Origin of the sequence: Nonomuraea rosea, from assembly GCF_039539705.1 — a bacterium.
In the GTDB taxonomy this organism is placed as follows: Bacteria; Actinomycetota; Actinomycetes; order Streptosporangiales; family Streptosporangiaceae; genus Nonomuraea; species Nonomuraea rosea.
Genome location: NZ_BAABDQ010000048.1, coordinates 59413 through 75986, shown reverse-complemented (window position 1 = coordinate 75986; position 16574 = coordinate 59413). Strand labels below are relative to the sequence as shown.

13 protein-coding genes are annotated in these 16574 nt (G+C 66.8%); 5 read left to right on the top strand and 8 right to left on the bottom strand.

All coding sequences use genetic code 11. The features are described from left to right. The first annotated feature begins 105 nt into the window (after nucleotides 1-105). The gene (locus ABEA43_RS57730; RefSeq protein ID WP_345576217.1) at nucleotides 106-519 is read left to right on the top strand and encodes a (R)-mandelonitrile lyase; all 414 of its coding nucleotides are present in this window, start codon (nucleotides 106-108) and stop codon (nucleotides 517-519) included. A 402-nt stretch (nucleotides 520-921) separates the two neighbouring features. On the opposite strand, the gene ABEA43_RS57725 is transcribed toward ABEA43_RS57730, so the two are convergent. The 5 genes from ABEA43_RS57725 to ABEA43_RS57705 all read right to left on the bottom strand — a co-directional run bounded on the left by ABEA43_RS57725 (nucleotide 922) and on the right by ABEA43_RS57705 (nucleotide 7706). Next, a complete protein-coding gene (locus ABEA43_RS57725; protein WP_345576215.1) occupies nucleotides 922-1485 on the bottom strand; it encodes a hypothetical protein in 564 nt (187 codons plus the stop codon). 249 nt (nucleotides 1486-1734) lie between these two features. Then, nucleotides 1735-1965, bottom strand: coding sequence for a hypothetical protein (locus ABEA43_RS57720; protein ID WP_345576213.1), 231 nt, complete (start codon nucleotides 1963-1965; stop codon nucleotides 1735-1737). Between the two features lie 545 nt (nucleotides 1966-2510). After that, nucleotides 2511-2870: a TetR family transcriptional regulator C-terminal domain-containing protein gene (locus ABEA43_RS57715; protein WP_345576211.1), complete on the bottom strand. Its 360-nt coding sequence runs from the start codon at nucleotides 2868-2870 to the stop codon at nucleotides 2511-2513. 740 nt (nucleotides 2871-3610) lie between these two features. Then, nucleotides 3611-6484, bottom strand: coding sequence for an AfsR/SARP family transcriptional regulator (locus ABEA43_RS57710; protein WP_345576297.1), 2874 nt, complete (start codon nucleotides 6482-6484; stop codon nucleotides 3611-3613). 475 nt (nucleotides 6485-6959) lie between these two features. Beyond that, nucleotides 6960-7706, bottom strand: coding sequence for an SAM-dependent methyltransferase (locus ABEA43_RS57705; RefSeq protein ID WP_345576209.1), 747 nt, complete (start codon nucleotides 7704-7706; stop codon nucleotides 6960-6962). Between the two features lie 866 nt (nucleotides 7707-8572). On the opposite strand from ABEA43_RS57705, the gene ABEA43_RS57700 reads away from it, so the two are divergent. Both ABEA43_RS57700 and ABEA43_RS57695 read left to right on the top strand, forming a co-directional pair. Next, entirely contained in the window at nucleotides 8573-9325 is a 753-nt protein-coding gene (locus tag ABEA43_RS57700) for a sensor histidine kinase (protein WP_345576207.1), read from the top strand. Between the two features lie 108 nt (nucleotides 9326-9433). Further along, nucleotides 9434-11791 carry an ATP-binding protein gene (locus tag ABEA43_RS57695; protein ID WP_345576205.1) on the top strand — a complete coding sequence of 786 codons (2358 nt, stop codon included), beginning with the start codon at nucleotides 9434-9436 and terminating at the stop codon, nucleotides 11789-11791. Nucleotides 11792-12253: 462 nt separating this feature from the next. Here the strand turns inward: ABEA43_RS57695 and ABEA43_RS57690 are convergent, their stop codons facing one another. The 3 genes from ABEA43_RS57690 to ABEA43_RS57680 all read right to left on the bottom strand — a co-directional run bounded on the left by ABEA43_RS57690 (nucleotide 12254) and on the right by ABEA43_RS57680 (nucleotide 14566). After that, complete coding sequence (locus ABEA43_RS57690) at nucleotides 12254-12976, bottom strand: DUF899 domain-containing protein (protein WP_345576203.1); 723 nt, start codon at nucleotides 12974-12976, stop codon at nucleotides 12254-12256. Nucleotides 12977-13006: 30 nt separating this feature from the next. Further along, on the bottom strand, nucleotides 13007-13672 hold the full coding sequence (locus tag ABEA43_RS57685) for a hypothetical protein (protein WP_345576201.1): 666 nt from the start codon (nucleotides 13670-13672) through the stop codon (nucleotides 13007-13009). A 102-nt stretch (nucleotides 13673-13774) separates the two neighbouring features. Beyond that, a complete protein-coding gene (locus ABEA43_RS57680; protein WP_345576199.1) occupies nucleotides 13775-14566 on the bottom strand; it encodes an SDR family NAD(P)-dependent oxidoreductase in 792 nt (263 codons plus the stop codon). A 287-nt stretch (nucleotides 14567-14853) separates the two neighbouring features. On the opposite strand from ABEA43_RS57680, the gene ABEA43_RS57675 reads away from it, so the two are divergent. After that, a complete protein-coding gene (locus ABEA43_RS57675; RefSeq protein WP_345576197.1) occupies nucleotides 14854-15201 on the top strand; it encodes a YciI family protein in 348 nt (115 codons plus the stop codon). Nucleotides 15202-15221: 20 nt separating this feature from the next. Further along, nucleotides 15222-16481, top strand: coding sequence for an RNA polymerase sigma factor (locus tag ABEA43_RS57670; protein WP_345576295.1), 1260 nt, complete (start codon nucleotides 15222-15224; stop codon nucleotides 16479-16481). Nucleotides 16482-16574 lie beyond the last annotated feature (93 nt).

Genomic DNA, 16574 nt, shown 5'->3' with positions numbered 1-16574 from the left:
GGATGGTCAGGCCCGGCCACACCAGCGACGACGCGTGCCCGGCGACCCACGCTGACACCCGCGACACGGCGCAGACCAGGTTCCCAGCCAACGAGGAGATCGCACATGGAAATCTTGCACAAACGCCCCACCAGCAAGGGCCCGGCCGAATGGTTCACCGGCGACGTCTGGTTCGATGTCATCTACGCCGCCACCGAGCCGTTCCGGATGCGGGTCAACATCGTGCGCTTCGCGCCCTGCTCACGCACCGCCTGGCACCGCCACGCCGCCGGGCAGACCCTGCACGTCACCGAGGGCATCGGCCTGGTGCAGTCCCGCGGCGCCGAGATCGTCGTGATGCGGCCCGGCGACACCGTCTACACCCCGCCCGGCGAGTGGCACTGGCACGGCGCCGCCCCCGACCACTTCATGGCCCACCTGGCCATGTGGGAGAGCACCGGCGACCCGGGCGTGCCCGAGACCGAATGGGGCGAGCAGGTCACCGACGAGGAGTACCGCGCCCACCCCGCCATCGGCTGACCTGGTCGTCCTGGACCTGCCGGAAAGGCGGGGCGGCGTGCTAGGTCTGGTACTCGTGGTGATCCTCGGCACGGCGGTGCTGACCGGCAACGTCCTGAGCCGGCGACTGCACCTGACCCCGCCGTTCCTGCCCGCCCTGCTGCCCTGGGAGAGCCTGACCGGCCTGAGCGCTCGGCGCGGCGGGGAGTCCGGGACGCGGTCGGCGACGCCGGTGATCTCCAGGACGCGCAAGGGGCGACCATGGCAGCAGCCAAGTGCACCCCGGCACCCGCTGGCTGTGGCCGATGGCCGAGCGTGGTCGGGGCGATCGGCGCAGCGATGTTCATCAGGGGGGCCACTCCTGCGGGTGCCGACGTTCTCAGCGGCTTCAGTGCTTAGTCCGGCCTCGACATTTCCGGATATCTACCCCACGCAGGTACTGGTGGAGAACACCTGAATTCCGGAGATCCTGAAACCCTGCGGATAGTTGGCCATGCCACCAGGCACGATGCAATTGACGCTGATTCCTTCGGCCGGTTGCAGCCGCACCGCGTATGAGCTGCGGTTGGCCGCCGATGAGATGGTTGCGGCCAACCTGATGAAGCCAGGTGTTGCCTGAACGCAGACTTCCTGCGGAGATGAAGCCGCGCGCACGCAGACACTGCCGAGGCGGGTAGAAGTAGCGAGCGCGGGGGACGCCGCTCCCATCGTCAACAACAGCGCGGTGGCGACACCACCGACGATGCTTTTTCTGATCAGAGACATTTTGCTCCGTTCATCGAGTTTCCCCCGGATAGCAAGTGCTGTGGACTTGACCGCGAACAACTTCTGATAATTATCAGTCCACGAAGCGCATCCGGCCAGGTCAGCAACCGGACATTTCGCGGGTTTGCCTGAGAGAGGGACGGCCATCGCTGGTGACGCAGTGCCATATACGCGGATGTAAGGGCCCGTCGGCAAGGCCGAATCGGCGTCGGCCGCGTTCATCTGTAGTCGGGTGCTGGTCATATCCGTCCGTATTTCCCGCTTGCTGTCCGGCCGCTGTTCTTGGAAGCTGTTGGCCTGCGGAGACAGCCGGTAGCGGGAATTTCCGTCCGGATATGACCACGACCCGTAAGAGATCTCCCGCCAAGCAGAACTCAGTGGGGGATCTACGGTTGGCCGATCTGCCGGTACGAATACCTATCGGTACGGAGGCTTGTGCGATGCGCGCTGTGGCCGTACGGCGTCGTCGTGTCAGGTGTCGGGGTAGTAGACGTGGAGCGCAAAGCCGGGGCTGTCCCAGTCGCAGAAATAATGGATGGCTTCGGTGTGGTTGACGTAGTACCGACCTGCGATTTCGCAGTCGCTGCCTTTCTTGTAGATCTGAATTATTCTCCACTCTGCCCAGGCGGGTGCCGACAGGGCGATACCCCCGCCGATGGTTATGGCGAACGAGAGGAGAATAACAGCCATTTTTCGACGCATTGGCAGTCTCCATTCCACAGGATTGGCTCTGCTGAATGCCCCTTGACAGTTGCAACCGCCCTTTGTGCTGACGGGCTGCCGGATTAAGGAAATCAAGACATGGCCGCAGTCGCATCATGGGGCTGAGGGGTGGTACGCTGGATGCAGGCCTCCTTTCTGTTGACTATTGACGCTTAATGTATCCGCGTCCACCATAAAAACGCTACAATTCTGCCATAATTGCGCGTCCGGGCTGGAGCCTGGCAAGTGCGGGGAAATGAAACCGTTTTTCGATCGTGGATTCAGTCACCAGAGCTCGTCGCGGAAACCCGGTGACCGGGCGCACCGCATGTCCGCTCCCTTGATCACCGGCGGCTCGGGCCGCCGTCGCGTCGCTGGAGCGCTGGGTGTGTAATAACCCCGCTGCGGCCCGTAGCTCTATGTGATCTTCTGGCTGGTTGACAGGAGCCGGCTCTTTTCGTGGTGAAACAAGACGAGCGCCGCGGCGACGATTCCCCGATCTTCCATGGTTATCGGCTGACGTATGGCCCGGCGTTGAACGCCGTTCACTCCCTCTGGCCGGATGACGAGGTCAGTCCAAGGGCGATGAGGGCGGTGTCGAGCATCGCTTCCTGCGTGGCGGGGGGATAGCCGGCCGGGTCGGACGAGGCGAGGGCGGCGGTTCCTTCGACCAGGGCGACCAGGGCGAGCGCGACCGTCGTCGTGTGGTGGTCGGGCCATCCGGGTGAGGCGGCTGAGTCGAGTCGAGTCACTCGCCGCCGCCATGCATGGCTGTTGGTGTGGTGCAGGGCGGTCAGCTCCTCATCGCCAACGGCCGAGGCCAGGAATCCTAGCCAGACGGTGCTTTCGGCGGTGCTCTCCTCGTTCAGCGCGACTCCCTGCTGGAGGAGGGTACGCAGAGCCACCTGAGGGGTGGCCGCGTTCGCTTCGAGGGACTCGGCTCGGGCGCGGACGCGTTCGCGCAGCGGGCGCGGCGCTGCGGGCCGAACAGCGGGCCGAACTCGACACCCGTTATGGCTGTGACGACCACGAGCCCGGCGCGCCACCGTCGGCGGCAGACATCGACGTCTTCCTCGTCGCGACCGCCGCCGAGGGCACCCAACTCGTCGGCTGCGGCGCTTTGCGGCGATTGGGCTCGACCGCCGCCGAGATCAAACGCATGTATGTGGTCCCGCACGCCCGAGGAAGAGGCGTGGCGACCGGCCTGCTGCGTGCCCTGGATCGGCCGCCGCCCATCGTGGGTGGACGACGCTGCGCCTCGAAACCGGCACCGCCCAGGTGGACGCCCAGCGCTTCTACCAGCGCGAAGGCTATTACCGTATCCCGCTGTTTGGCAGCTACATCGGCTCGGACCTGTCGATCTGCTACGAGCGTGAACTTCGCTGATCCGTACGGCCGGTCAAACAGGTGATCGACCGGTTGGCCGGGGGCTGGTTTGCGGCGCTCCTGGCCCTGCGTCACTTGATCGTGTCACCGTGACAGCCATGATCCCGAACGCCTTCCACGCCTTGCCTGTCCTCCATTCCGGCCGCCAGAGCCGCGCTATATTCTCGACGACGGCGCCCAAACTCACGTCGAGCCGGTCCTCGGCCTGCTGGAGCCAGGCAGGCAGCAAGTGGCCGGCGGGAAGTCTCCCTGTCGATACTCAGGGATTAAGTCCCATACCGTCGAAGACCTTCCCCTTGCTGGTTTTTCCAAGGACGCCCAAGGCGTCCAGCCTGGCCTGTACGTGCCTCTCTTTCGCGGTGCGGTGCTGAGCCTGGTAGATGGCGAGTGCCTGGCCCCATACCCGGGCGGCTTCGGCGTGCTGGCCCAGGGCGTAGTGGGTGTCACCGAGGTGGAAGAGGGTTTCGGCCTCCTGGCCGGCGTTGCCGTTCTCGCGCCGCAGAGTCAAGGCGTGGTGGTAGCAGGAGAGGGCGCGGGCGAGATGGCCGAGGTTGTGGGCGATGTAGCCGAGGCTGTCGAGAGTCGCCGCCTCGCCGACCAGGTCGCCGTGCCGGCGCTGCAGGACCAGAGCCTGCTCGCAATGGCGCTGGGCTTCGGCGAAGTCGGCAAGCACCGCGTGGTTCCAGCCCAGGGAATTGAGCGCATTGGCCTCTCCCACGGCGTCGCCGAGATCCTTGTACAGGCGCAGCGCGCGTTCGAAATGGAACAGAGCCTGCTCATGCTCCTCCCGATCTTCCCAGGCGATCGCGAGCGAGTGGCGGACATGAGCCTGGCCGACGAGGTCCCCGGATCGCTCGTACAGAGCCAGAGCTTCGGCGAATTGGGCCAGGGACTCCGCGTGATGCCCTGCCCGGGCGCAGGCGCGGCCGAGCATCTGGCGTACCAAGGCATGAACGGCAGGGTCTTTCAGGTGTTCGACGGCGCTGAACGCCGTCCACCATGTCGAAACGCCGTTCTGGAGCAGGTTCTGGCGTAACTGGAAGGTGTCGAGGGTCCAGGCGAACTGCCAGGCGGCGACGTGCAGATCCTGCTCGACGGCCAGCCGCTGCGCATCGAGCAGGCAGGAGTGTTCGGCCATGAACCAGGCCTGGGCCGCCGCCGCGTCCGCCGGGGCGTGCGGGTGGCAGCCAGGACCTGGCGCGTCCAGATCGAAGACGCCCCGGCGGTGAGGGGAGAGCAGACGGTCGGCCTCGTGTGAGGTGTGCAGGTAGAAGTCCACCAGGCGGCGCACGGCGGCGGTACGGTCATCCGCGCTGAGGTCGAGCTGCGCACGTTCGATGGCGTAGAGGCGGACGAGATCGTGCATACGGTACCGGCCGGGGACGTGCTGATGCAGCAGATGGGCACTCTCCAGGGCGCGCAGCAGCGTGCGGGTGCGAGCGATCGGGCGGCCGATGAGGCAGGCGGCGGCGGGCAGGCTGATGTCGTGGCCGAGCGCCAGGCCCAGATGAACGAAGATCTCGGCGGTCACGGCGGCGAGCACGTTGTAGGAGGCGCCGAAGACCTCCCGCAGGTCCGTGCTGAGCTCGTCGGTCTGCAGGGCGTCCAGCCGGGTGGTCTCCGCCTGGAGCTCTTCGGCCAGGGCGGCGAGCGGCAGGCCGGCGTTGATGATGGCGCGTGCGGCGACGATGCCCAGGGCGAGCGGCAACCCCGCGCACGTCCTGATGATGACGCGCACCGCCTCGCGTTCGGCCGACACCCGGTCCTCGCCCAGACGGCGGATCAGCAGCTCGCCGGCCTGAGCCTCGGAGAGCGGCGCCAGCGGCAGCAGATGGGCGCCCTCGGCGGCGATCAGACCGGTGAACGCGGTCCGGCTGGTCACCAGAGCGAGGCTTCCTGGTGATGGAGGCAGGAGCGGGCGCACCTGATCCGGCTCGCGGGCGTTGTCCAGGAGGATGAGCACCCGCCGGCCGGTGAGCAGAGCCCGGTAGAGCCCGATCTGCTCGTCGAACGTGGACGGCATCCGGTGGTGGGGTGGCAGGAGCAGGCCGAGCAGGATCCGCACCGCCTCGGTCGCCGGCATGGGTGGCGCGGCGGGGCTGAATCCCCGCAGATCCACGTAGAACTGGCCGTCGGGGAAGCGGTCGCGCACCCGGTGAGCCCAGCGCACGGCGAAGGAGGTCTTTCCGACCCCGCCTGTACCGCTGATCACGCAGGTCATGGTGGTATGTGACGGCTCGTCGTCCCGGGGCGGGATCAGCGCGTCCAGGGCGGCCAGCTCGGCTTCCCTGCCGCTGAAATGGTTGACGTCCGACGGGAGCTGGCAGGTCGGTGTCCACGAGGCGGGTTCGCTCACCGGCATGGTGCCAGCCAGGACGGCGGCGTGAAGTTGCTGGAGCTTCTCAGCGGGTTCGAGCCCCAGCTCCTCGACGAGGATCGAGCGGGCTTGGTGAAAGGTTTCGAGTGCCTTGTCCCGCTGCCCTGAGCGCGAATACGCCAGCATGAGCAACCGCCAGGCGCGCTCGCGTAGCGGCTGCACGGCAACGAATCTTCGGAGCTCCTCGATCACCTGGGCAGGCTGGCCGAGCGCGAGCTTGGCCTCGGCCCAGTCCAGTTTGACCGCGGCCAGCCGCTCTTCCAGCTCGGACACGCGGGCGAGCATGGGGCCGGCGAGCTTGGTGCCTTCGGCGGGCTTTCCCCGCCACATCGACAATGCCGTTTCGAACTGGTCGACGGCGGCACGGACGTCCTCTCGTGCAGCCCTCTCGTGTGCCAGCCGGACTACCTGCTCGAACTCCAGGAGATCCACCTCCTCGAGGCAGGCTTCCAAGAGATAGCCCGTTTCCTTGGTGAGCAGCTTCGTGCCGGATGGCAACGCCCGACGCAGACCGGCGATGTAATTGTGCAGGTTGGAGATGGCCGAGACAGGAGGGTCATCCCAGAGCGCGTCCACCAGCCATTCCCTGGACACCTGCGTGTTGACGTTGAGGAGAAGGCTGGCGAGCACCGCACGCGGCTTGCCGCCCAGATGAATCTGCCGGCCATCGCGCCCGCACACTCGTACCGGGCCCAAGACGCTGAAAGTCACATCGGCCAAAGCGCGTTCCCTCACTGTGGCGACCCTGCGGCACATTGTGTGGCGCCTGCGCCGATTGTTGCTCACCGGCCGCTCATGGGTCGATAGGGAGAAGGACCGGCTTTCGACCGGCCGGCGGACGGGCTGGGTGCGTTGAGTTGGGGCGGACCCGGGCTGCTCTGTCGTGATTGCACACGCCGGGTTCTCCAGCGGGCCCGCCGCGAACGGCATGGCTCTGGTACGTCGACTGACCGGGCTCACCGGGGACGTGTGGCCGGGCAGCCGAGTGGAGGTGCCGCTCGCACAGGTGCGATGTCCGTCGTCGGTTATGGCACCGGGGGCGCCATCGGGCTGGAACTCGGGCGCGACGTCGTCGACCTGCTCGCCGAGTGCCTGCCCGTGAGGAGGGATGTGGTCAGTCCCAGCTCAGTCAGTCCTGCCCAAGGGCGCCGCCCTCTGGATGAGTGATGCTCATGTTGCGGCGCTGAGCCTCGGCGCGATACGCCGAGGCTCAGCTTCGTGGAGTGAGACGTTAGCGGTTCATCAGCGCGAACAGGCCCCATCCGAGGTACTCGCGCTGGTACCTGACGTGACGGGCGGGACCGGTGGTGAGTTCCGCGCGCATCTGGTTGTACAGCTCGTCGTCGGGGTTGGCGTCGAGCCAGCGGCGGATGTTGAGCCATTGGGCCGCGACGTACCGATCCCAGCTGTCCTGGTCGGCGAGGACCATTTCCACCACGTCGCAGCCGAGCCCACCGAACTGCTCGATGAGTTCGGGCAGCGGGAGGAAGTCGTCCCTGCTGGTGGCGTGGCAGTTCTCGATGGTGGTCTGGTCCGGGGGTTCGTGGCGCCAGTACACCTCGCCGATCAGCATCATCCCGCCGGGGGCGAGACTTTGCCGGAGGAGTTCGACCGTGCCCGCGGTGCCGCCACCGATCCAGGTGGCGCCGATGCACGCGGCGACGTCGACCGGGCGGTCGGCGACGTAACCCGACGCGTCGCCGTGCACGAAGCCGACACGGTCGGCGACGCCCAGCTCCTCGGCGCGTGCGCGGGCCTTGTCGATGAACACGGTGCTGATGTCCACCCCGGTGCCGCGCACGTGATGGTCGCGTGCCCAGGTGGACAGCAACTCGCCGGTGCCGCATGCGAGGTCGAGTATGCTCGCGCCCGGCGACAGACGCAGGGCCTGCCCCAGGGTGGCCATCTTCTCGCTGGTCAGCGGGTTGTGGATGCGGTGGCTGCTTTCGCGGATGGTGAAGCTACGTGGAAGATCCACTTCTGGGAATCCTTCGGTCCAGAGAAGTCATGAATGGTCGGGGATGCGGCCGGTGGTTGTCGGCCGCGTTTGCCTGCACACTCATCAATTCACCATCTCGGACGTGGGGCTTCTGGGACTGGCCGAGGCTACGCGACCGAACCCGGTGGGGCCAACCGATTTTTCCGTGTGGGTAGTGCGGCCTGCGGCGGCAGGACCTCAGGAACGAAGTCCGGCCGTCCACGTCAGGTGCCGAGCCCTGGCCGCCAACCTCCCGATCGGGCCCGCCGTTCGGCCGCGAACCGCCGACCGCGCGGCCGAGGCGCTCGATCTCGTCGGCGTCGCCTCCACGTTCCTGGACCGGTACCCGCACGAGCTGTCCGGCGGTCAGCGCCCAGGCGAACATCCTCAACCTGCTGCTCGACCTCAACGACCGGCTCGACCTCACCTACCTGTTCATTGGCCACAACCTGGCCGTCGTCGAGTTCGTCTGCGACCGCACCGGGGTCCTGGAGCAAGGGGCTGTCCTAGAGACCTTCGAGGCCACCGAGCTGTTCGTCGGTGGGCAGAACCGTCAAGCGGCTCCCATGGGTCACGTCGAAGTCGCACAGTATCGGGGTGCTGCGCTGTTGGTGCCGCGGTCGCCGAGCCCGGCACCGACGTCGAGGCGACGGTCGATCAACCTCGACATCATCGAGAGAATCCCGCGTACTGATATGCGCCGTTGCTTGCAAAATTCTTGCCAAAATACGCGCAGGACCGTGGTCGCGTCGTGAAAACCCTTCCTCTCATCGCACGAATGGGGGAGGAGATAGGTAGTTCTACGGTCGTGCAGCGGACGAGCACCAGCGAAGCTACAGAGAGGAGCAATCCACGGGAGGGACCAGATGACCACGGCATGCGACAGCGGCGAGATGGCCACCCTCATCGCCCAAATGGGACACCTTGTGGAACGCATGCGCACCCAGAGGCGCCAGTTCATCACTGATGCCTCGCATGAGCTCGGCACTCCGCTGGCCGGACTGCGGCTGCAACTGGAGGAGGCGGGCATGCACCCCGGTCAGACCGACCTGGGGGAGCTTGTCGGCAACGCCCTGCGTGAGGTGGACCGGATGCAGGCCGTGCTCAGGGATCTGCTCACTCTCGCCGGGCTGGACGACGACTTCACGGACTCGCCGCAGGTGATCGACGTCACCAGCCTCGTAGGGGAGCAGGTCGGCAGGCGCGCGTGCGCTCTGCCCATCCACCATGACCTGGAAGAGGGCCTGCTCGTGAGCGGCGTCACCAGCGCTCTTACCCGCCTGCTCGGCAACCTGCTGGACAACGCGGAGCGGCACGGCGAATCGGCGGTGCGGGTGACGGTTTTCGGCGAGAGCGACGGTGTCGTGGTCACCGTGGAAGACGACGGTCCCGGCATCCCGCTTCCGCAGCGTGATCGGGTCTTCGACCACTTCGCCCGGATCGACACCGCGCGTAGCCGCGAGCATGGCGGAACCGGCCTGGGCCTGCCCATCGCCCAAGCCATCGCGCAGGCTCACCGTGGCACGCTGACCGTGCAGGACTCCGATCTGGGAGGAGCACGGCTGGTGCTGCGGCTTCCGCTGCTGTACTGCGGCGCAATGACCGGCGAGGCGGCATGAGCAGAGCCCGGCAGCTCGGACGGCATCCATTCCTTGGTAGTACCTATGTCACACCCGGACTCGTAGGCCGGTTACCTACGGGCAGGTCAGGGGCACATAGTCGCCGTCATGGGTCGATTGGCTGCTGAGCAGCCCACTCCGAACCTCCCTGCCGAGCCGGGCGAGATCATCGGTCGCAAGCGTGAGATCGCCGCGATCCGGAGTCTCATGTCCACCACTCGGCTGCTGACCCTGACCGGCCCGGGCGGCGTGGGCAAGACCCGCCTGGCGACCCATGTGGCAGGCCGCGTGCAGCGCGCCTTCCGTGACGGGGTGTGGCTGATCGAGCTGGCCTCCCTGCAGGACGAGCAGTTGCTCGCCGTGGCCGTCGCGGACGCCCTGGGGCTGCGGGAGGAGATGCCTCAGCCGTCGACCGAAACCGTGATCGACTATCTGCGGACCAAGCAGATGCTCCTGGTGCTGGACAACTGCGAACATCTGGTGGAAGCCAGCGCACGGCTGGCCGACGCCCTGCTCCGCGCGGCGCCCAAGGTGCGGCTGCTGGCCACCAGCCGCGAGGCGCTGGGAGTACCGGGGGAGACGCCCTACATCGTGCCGCCACTGTCCTTCCCCGGCCCCGACACCCAGATCACCAAGGATGACGTCCTGCGTTACGACGCTCTGGCGCTGCTGGTGGAGCGGGCGAGGAGCATAGCGCCGGAGGTCGACATCGCCTCGCAGTATGTGGCGGCGGCGCGGTTGTGCCGTCTGCTCGACGGCATTCCGCTGGCGATCGAACTCGCGGCGGTGTGGCTGCGGGTCCTGTCGCTGGAGCAGATCATCGACAGGCTGGGGCATCGCCTGCACTTCCTCACGCGGGGCTACCGCACCGCCCTGCCCCGCCACCAGACGCTGTACGCGGCGGTCGAGTGGAGCTTCGAGCTGTGCTCCACCCAGGAACAGATCATGTGGGAACGCCTGTCGGTGTTCTCCGGCGGCTTCGACCTGGCAGCGGCGGAGGAGATCTGCTCGGCCGCGCCGCTCACGCGCGAGGAGGTCTTGCCGCTGCTGGCCGCGCTGACCGAGAAGTCCATCGTGGCCAGAGAGACCTGCGGCGCCCGCCCCCGCTACCAGATCCTGGAGACCCTGCGCCAGTACGGTCAGGACCGGCTGAACAAGAGCGAGGAAACACCGGCGACACGCCGCCGGCACACCGACTACTACCGGGACCTGGCCGAACGCAGCAGGGCCGGCTGGTACGGCCCGAACCAGGTGGAGTGCTTCACCACGGTCGTCCCCGAGATGCCGAACCTGCGGGCCGCGCTGGACCATTGCCTGGGCGAAGATGAACGCGCTGAGGAGGCGACCCGGATCTTCATCTCGCTGGGGGGATACTGGAGCTTTTTCGGCGGCCCGTCCGAAGCCAGCTATTGGATCGACCGGCTCCTCAAATGCCGGCAGATAGCCGGTCGGGAACGCTTCAGCGTGCTGACCTTGGGCACGTTCTTCGCTCTCATGCACGGCAAGATCGACCCCGCGCGGCTGCTGCTCGAGGAGTGCCGGCTTCTATCCGACGGCTCCGATCGCCAGAGGCCGAAAGCGGTGACGAAGTTTCTGTCGGGACGGCTGACCCTGATGCTGGGTGATTACCGCAAAGCGATCGACCTGCTCGAATCAGCCCTGGACTGGTACGAGCGCCACCCGGGCGAGATCACCGAGGACGGGATCCTGCATGATACGTTCCTGCCGGCGTTCTACCTGGCCCTGTCCGCGATCTTCGCCGGTGATCCGCGCGCCGCGGGCTGGGTGGCGCGCTGCCGCGACATCGCCGAGGCGGCGGGCTCGCGCAGCGAGATCGCGCTGGCGACCTGGGCTGAGGGCATCGGACGCTGGTTCGTGGGCGATCTGACGCAGGCCGCTTCCTTGTTCCTGTCCTGCCTGCGCCTTGAACAGTCGGCCGGCTACCGCTACAGCCCGGCGTGGTTCGTGGAGTCGCTTGCCTGGGTCGCCGCCGCGCAGGGGCGCGACGTGCCTGCCGCGCGCATGATAGGCGCCGCCGGCATGATGCGACGCCTGCTTGACGTACCGCTGGATGGTTTTCGCCCTTATGAGGACGCCCATCGTGCCGCAGTGTCGTCGCTGCGCGACCGGCTCGGCGAGAAGGATTACCGCAAGGCTGTCGACGAGGGGGCGAGCTTCGACTTCAACGAGGCCATCGGCTACGCCCTGCAGGAGCCGGCCGATTCCGTGCCCTCCGCCGCGCCGGCGCCCGGGCTGCCGCAGGAAGCGCTGACCCCGCGGGAACTCCAGGTGGCCGGTCTCGTCGCCGAAGGCATGCGCAACAAGGACATCGCGGCCCAGTTGGTCATCGCCCACCGCACGGCCGAGGGCCATGTGGAGCACATTCTGAAGAAGCTCGGATTCACCTCACGCGCCCAAATTGTCGCCTGGTACGTCAACCGGTCCACTTCGCCTCCGGACAGGTGATACCTGGCGGGCCATGAGCCAGTGCCCAGGTTATCGGGGGTGGAGCGGTTGCCTGAACTGCAGGCAAGTTGAGCCTCGATCGGGACATCCGGCGCAAGGCGTTGCCAGTTGTGCGAAGGTAAGAGCTTCATCGTTGAGCATGCGTTACAGGGCCTGAAACGATAGAAATTTACTTTGTAAAGGCGGTGGGAGTTTTCAAATCCCTTGCCACAACAATCAAATCGAACGGGCTCCGCCCGACCCTTCTCCACAAAAACAGGAAGGTCGTCCGACGCCGCAAGGGATGAGGCGGTGGCCTGTCGGTCACCGCTCGCGGTGGCTCGGGCGCGTGCGCTGGTGCGGAAGGGGAGGCATTGGCCGTGCTGGAACGAGCCGAACGCCGCCGCGCAGGTGAGCTCCGCGTACTACCACCGGGCAGTTCGCTCAGCCTTCCGAAAATCCTTGTCGCCGGCGGCCTTGGCTTCAGTCATGATCCGCCGATTCTGGGGTGGCGGGGTGCGCGGCCCGCCCGGTCGAGCCGTATTCGTCGTGTCGCTTCAGCCACGAATATCGCGGCGCCTGGGGGTATCCGTCGGGGGAGTCCTCCCAGTCCTCTTGGCGTCCGAGCGCGGTGAAGTCGAGGGATCCCAATGTTGCTCCCATCGGCTCGTGCTCGCGATCGTTGATGAAGTACGTGCGGTAGACGTTGTCGCCGTCATGGATGAATGCGTTGGTGCCGTACCACTCGGCCACGCCGAGGTCGGCGTCGAAGCTGTCGGTGATCGTGTACCAGGGCATGGTCCAGCCCATGAGCGCTTTGATCCGTTCGATGTCGGGTTGCGGTGCGCGTGAGGCGAACGCGAGCGTGGTGTTGCGGGCGTGGAGATGCGCGAGGTGGGCGACCTGGTCGGCCATCAGCGAGCAGCCGGCGCAGGCGTGGTCGGGCCAGCCGTCCACGCCTGGCTCGAAGAAGGCGCGGTAGAGGAGCAGTTGACGACGGCCCTCGAACAGGTCGAGCAGCCGGGCGGCGCCGTTCGGGCCGTTGAAGGCGTATTCCTGGTCCACCTTCTGCCACGGCATCCGTCTGCGCTGAGCGGCCAATGCGTCCCGGGCGCGGGTCAGCTCCTGCTCCTTCGCCAGCAGGTGCAGGCGGGCGGCTTCCCATTCCGCCGGCGTGACGACTTGGGCCCGGGAGGTGTTGTTCATTGTGCTGTCCCTTGTGTGAAGGATTTCGGGTCAGTGGACGGCGATGTCGGCCATGTCGATGGCGACGAAGACGATCTGGTCGTCGCCCATGGGGGCGTAGGCTCGTCGCGTTGCGGGGATGACGATGCCGTCGACGTCGCGGTAGTCGGCGGCGTGAAGCTGTGCCTCGACTGTCCGGCCGACGATGTCGATGGTGAAGTCGTGGCGGCGCAGCAACCCGTCCGGGCCGAAGCAGAACACCTGTGTGCGGGTGTGGCTCTTGATGTGGTCGGGGAAGGTCACTTTCAGCCGCCGCCATGTTTCACTGTCGGCCTGGATCGGGGCGATCTCCTCGCACACGAACCCCGGCCAGGTGAACAGGAATGGCGTATTCAGGTACGTCCAGAGTGCTTCCCCGGCGAAGTACGTGAGATGCAGGTCGTCCCACGGCGTCTCGAACTGGTGGCCGTCGAATGACCGTTCCGGGTTGTCGCGTGTCTCGGCCACTGTGCCGATCGGTCGTTGCAGGACGACCCGGTCGGGTTCGAAGATCGACCGTCGGTCCTGGCCGACGAAGTCCATGGTCAGCCGTTCCCGTGTGGTGTCCACTTCGAAGCGGATTTTCGTCAGTGCGTCGTCTTGTCCCTTGATCTGCCAGAAGGCTCCGGTGATGGCGGCGTCGACAGAGATCGTCTGGATCTGGTTCCACCGGTCCATGCCACCGTGCGCGGCGACGGCGCTCGCGAGTAGATCGTTCATTGCTCTTGCTCCTGTGTTGGGATGCCCCGGCCGCCGAAACGGCGGTCGGGGCGAGTCGGGTCAGTCGACGATGATTCCGCCGGTCAGGTTGGCGACGGTGCCGGTCATCGCGGATGCCCGGTCGGAGGCGAGGAAGAGCGCCGCTTGCGTGAGTTCGGCCAGCGTGGTCGGGCGCTTGCGGTGGCTCGTACCACTCGCTAGCGCGGTGAACTGCTTCTTGGTGATCCCCAGTGCGTCGGCGTGCAGCCCGTACACGAGGTCGATGACCGGTGTCTCCACCATGCCCGTGGTGCGTAGGCAGATCGCGCGAATGCCGTGGTGGGCCCATTCGGCCGACAGCGCGCGGTTGAGGCCTTCCATTGCCGCCCAGGCGACGCTCATGCCGCCGACCAGGGGCTGCGGGGAGCGGGCCGGTTCGGGTGTGTGCATCATGATCACTCCTGACTGCCGGGCGATCATGTGCCGTGCGGCGGATTTCGCGGTGATGAAATGAGCCTGGGCGTATGTGGTGATCGGGCGCAGGAAATTCTCGGCCGGCAGTTCGGTGAGTGGTATTCCCTGCAATCCCACGGGTGAGATTCCGATCGCGTTGAACGACACGTCGATGCTGCCGGTGTCGGCGACGACCGCGTTCAGGTGCTCGGTCACGGATTTCTCGTTCCCGGCGTCCACGACGGCGGTTTCGACCGCTCCACCCGCGGCGGTGATCTCCTTCGCGACGGTGTCGATGACGTCCAGTTTTCGCGCGGTCAGGAACACCCTGGCGCCTTCGTGAGCGAAACCGCGGGCCACCGCACTGCCGACCGCGCCGCCGGCGCCGTAGACGACGACATTCTTGTTTTCCAGCAACATGACTTTCTCTTTCTGGTGGTTCACGTCATCGCGTGAGGTCGGTGGCTGTTGGGCCGGTAGACCCGGTGCTCGGTCGGGCTGGTCGATGTGGCTGAGGTGCCCCCCGTGACCGGGTCTCACTTCTGCCGACGCCTGGCAGTAGCTGGGATCGACAGCATGTGCGGAGAATTTAGAGTTTTCTGTACGGAGGATTTCGGCGCGGCTTCGGTGTCGATTCCGTCCCCGCTCCCGCGTCGAGGTGAGTGGGGGGTCCGGGTGGCGGGCCCGCGATGGGAGGGTGGGAATCGATGGCCGAGTACCTGGTGTTGATCTATGACGACGAGAGCGCGGTGGCCGGCGCCGGCGAGCAGGAGTCCGGCCGGCTGCTCGCCGGCCACCGGCGGTTCATGGCCGCGCACGAGACGGCGCTGCGCGGCGGTAACGCGCTGCAGTCGACCGCGACGGCCACCTCGATCCGCTCGGACGGCGCAGCCGGGTTCAGCGTCACCGACGCCCCGTTCGCCGAGACCAAGGAGGCCCTTGTGGGCTATTACCTCATTGAGGCCGACGACCTCGACCGGGCTGTGGCCATTGCCAAGCAGGTGCCAACGTTCGCTGGTGGGGTCGAGGTCCGGCCTGTGCGCACCTTCGACTGATCGCCCGAGGACGCCGCGTGATGACAGTGGATCCGCGGGTGGGCGCCGCGGTCGCTGACGCGCACCGCCGCGAGTGGGCCTTTGTGCTCGCCGCGACGGTGCGCGTCACCCGCGATCTGGACCTGGCCGAGGAATGCGTACAAGATGCCTACGCCAAAGCCCTGGCCGCCTGGGCCGCCAACGGCGTGCCCCGCAATACCGGGGCCTGGTTGACCAGCGCCGCGCGCCGCCGGGCGCTGGACCTGTTGCGCCGCCGGGCCACTGCGGTTCGGAAGTTGCCTCTGCTCGTCGAGACCAATACCGGCGAGAGACTTGACCAGGATGGTGGGGAGCGACCTGTGTGGGCCGAGATCGGCGATGACAGGCTGCGGTTGGTGTTCACCTGCTGCCATCCCACCCTTTCCCGGGACGCTCAGGTGGCACTGACCCTGCGGCTGCTGTGCGGACTATCCACCGCGGAGGTGGCCCGTGCTTTCCTGGTCAGTGAGTCGACCATGGCCGCTCGAATCACCCGTGCCAAGAAGAAGATCATCCAGGCGCGGATTCCGTACCGGGTGCCTGCGTGGGAGGAACTGCCCGACCGTGTGGCAGCGGTGTGCGAGGTGGTGCACCTGCTGTTCACCACCGGCCACGCTGCCCACGCTGGTACCGAGTTGATCCGCCGCGATCTTGTCGAGCGCGCCCTCGACCTGGCCCGGATGCTGCGCACCCTGCTACCCGGTAACGCCGATATCGCCGGACTGCTGGCACTGATCCTGCTCACCGACGCTCGCCGAGGCGCCCGTCTCGACGAACACGGACAGCTTGTGCTCCTCGCCGATCAGAATCGTGCCCGCTGGGACCATGACGCGATCACCGAGGGAGTGGCTCTGGTCCACGAGGTCCTGCGTAGTCGGCCTCCAGGGCGGTTCGCGTTGATGGCCGCCATCGCCGCGGTGCACGACGAAGCCGAGAGCTGGGACATGACCGACTGGCGCGAGATCGTCGGGCTCTACGACCTGCTTGTGGCCCTGTGGCCCTCACCGGTCGTCGCGCTCAACCGCGCCGTCGCGGTCGGGTTCGCTCACGGTCCCGCGGCCGGCCTCGATGCGCTCGACCCGCTCACCACCGAGCCCCAGCTCGCTGGTTACGGTTACCTCGCCGCCGCCCGCGCAGAGTTCCTCGTCCGCCTCGGACGCGCCCATGACGCCCGCACCGCCTACGAAGAAGCGCTGCTCCTGACCGAGAACACGCTCGAGCGTGACTATCTCAGCCATCGTCTCGATCAACTCCAAGGGTGAGCTCGGCGGGCCGTGGCGACGGCCCGTTCATGTCCAGGATCCGCCGCCGCGACACGTACTGATCACCCACATCTACATGGAAGTGATGACCGC

Coding starts and splice junctions, on each gene's coding strand:
- ABEA43_RS57690 (WP_345576203.1), bottom strand. CDS start 12,976: ATGAACAACACCTCCCGGGCCCAAGTCGTCACGCCGGCGGAATGGGAA.
- ABEA43_RS57725 (WP_345576215.1), bottom strand. CDS start 1,485: ATGAACGCGGCCGACGCCGATTCGGCCTTGCCGACGGGCCCTTACATC.
- ABEA43_RS57670 (WP_345576295.1), top strand. CDS start 15,222: ATGACAGTGGATCCGCGGGTGGGCGCCGCGGTCGCTGACGCGCACCGC.
- ABEA43_RS57700 (WP_345576207.1), top strand. CDS start 8,573: ATGACCACGGCATGCGACAGCGGCGAGATGGCCACCCTCATCGCCCAA.
- ABEA43_RS57680 (WP_345576199.1), bottom strand. CDS start 14,566: ATGTTGCTGGAAAACAAGAATGTCGTCGTCTACGGCGCCGGCGGCGCG.
- ABEA43_RS57685 (WP_345576201.1), bottom strand. CDS start 13,672: ATGGACCGGTGGAACCAGATCCAGACGATCTCTGTCGACGCCGCCATC.
- ABEA43_RS57730 (WP_345576217.1), top strand. CDS start 106: ATGGAAATCTTGCACAAACGCCCCACCAGCAAGGGCCCGGCCGAATGG.
- ABEA43_RS57675 (WP_345576197.1), top strand. CDS start 14,854: ATGGCCGAGTACCTGGTGTTGATCTATGACGACGAGAGCGCGGTGGCC.
- ABEA43_RS57695 (WP_345576205.1), top strand. CDS start 9,434: ATGGGTCGATTGGCTGCTGAGCAGCCCACTCCGAACCTCCCTGCCGAG.
- ABEA43_RS57720 (WP_345576213.1), bottom strand. CDS start 1,965: ATGCGTCGAAAAATGGCTGTTATTCTCCTCTCGTTCGCCATAACCATC.
- ABEA43_RS57710 (WP_345576297.1), bottom strand. CDS start 6,484: ATGTGCCGCAGGGTCGCCACAGTGAGGGAACGCGCTTTGGCCGATGTG.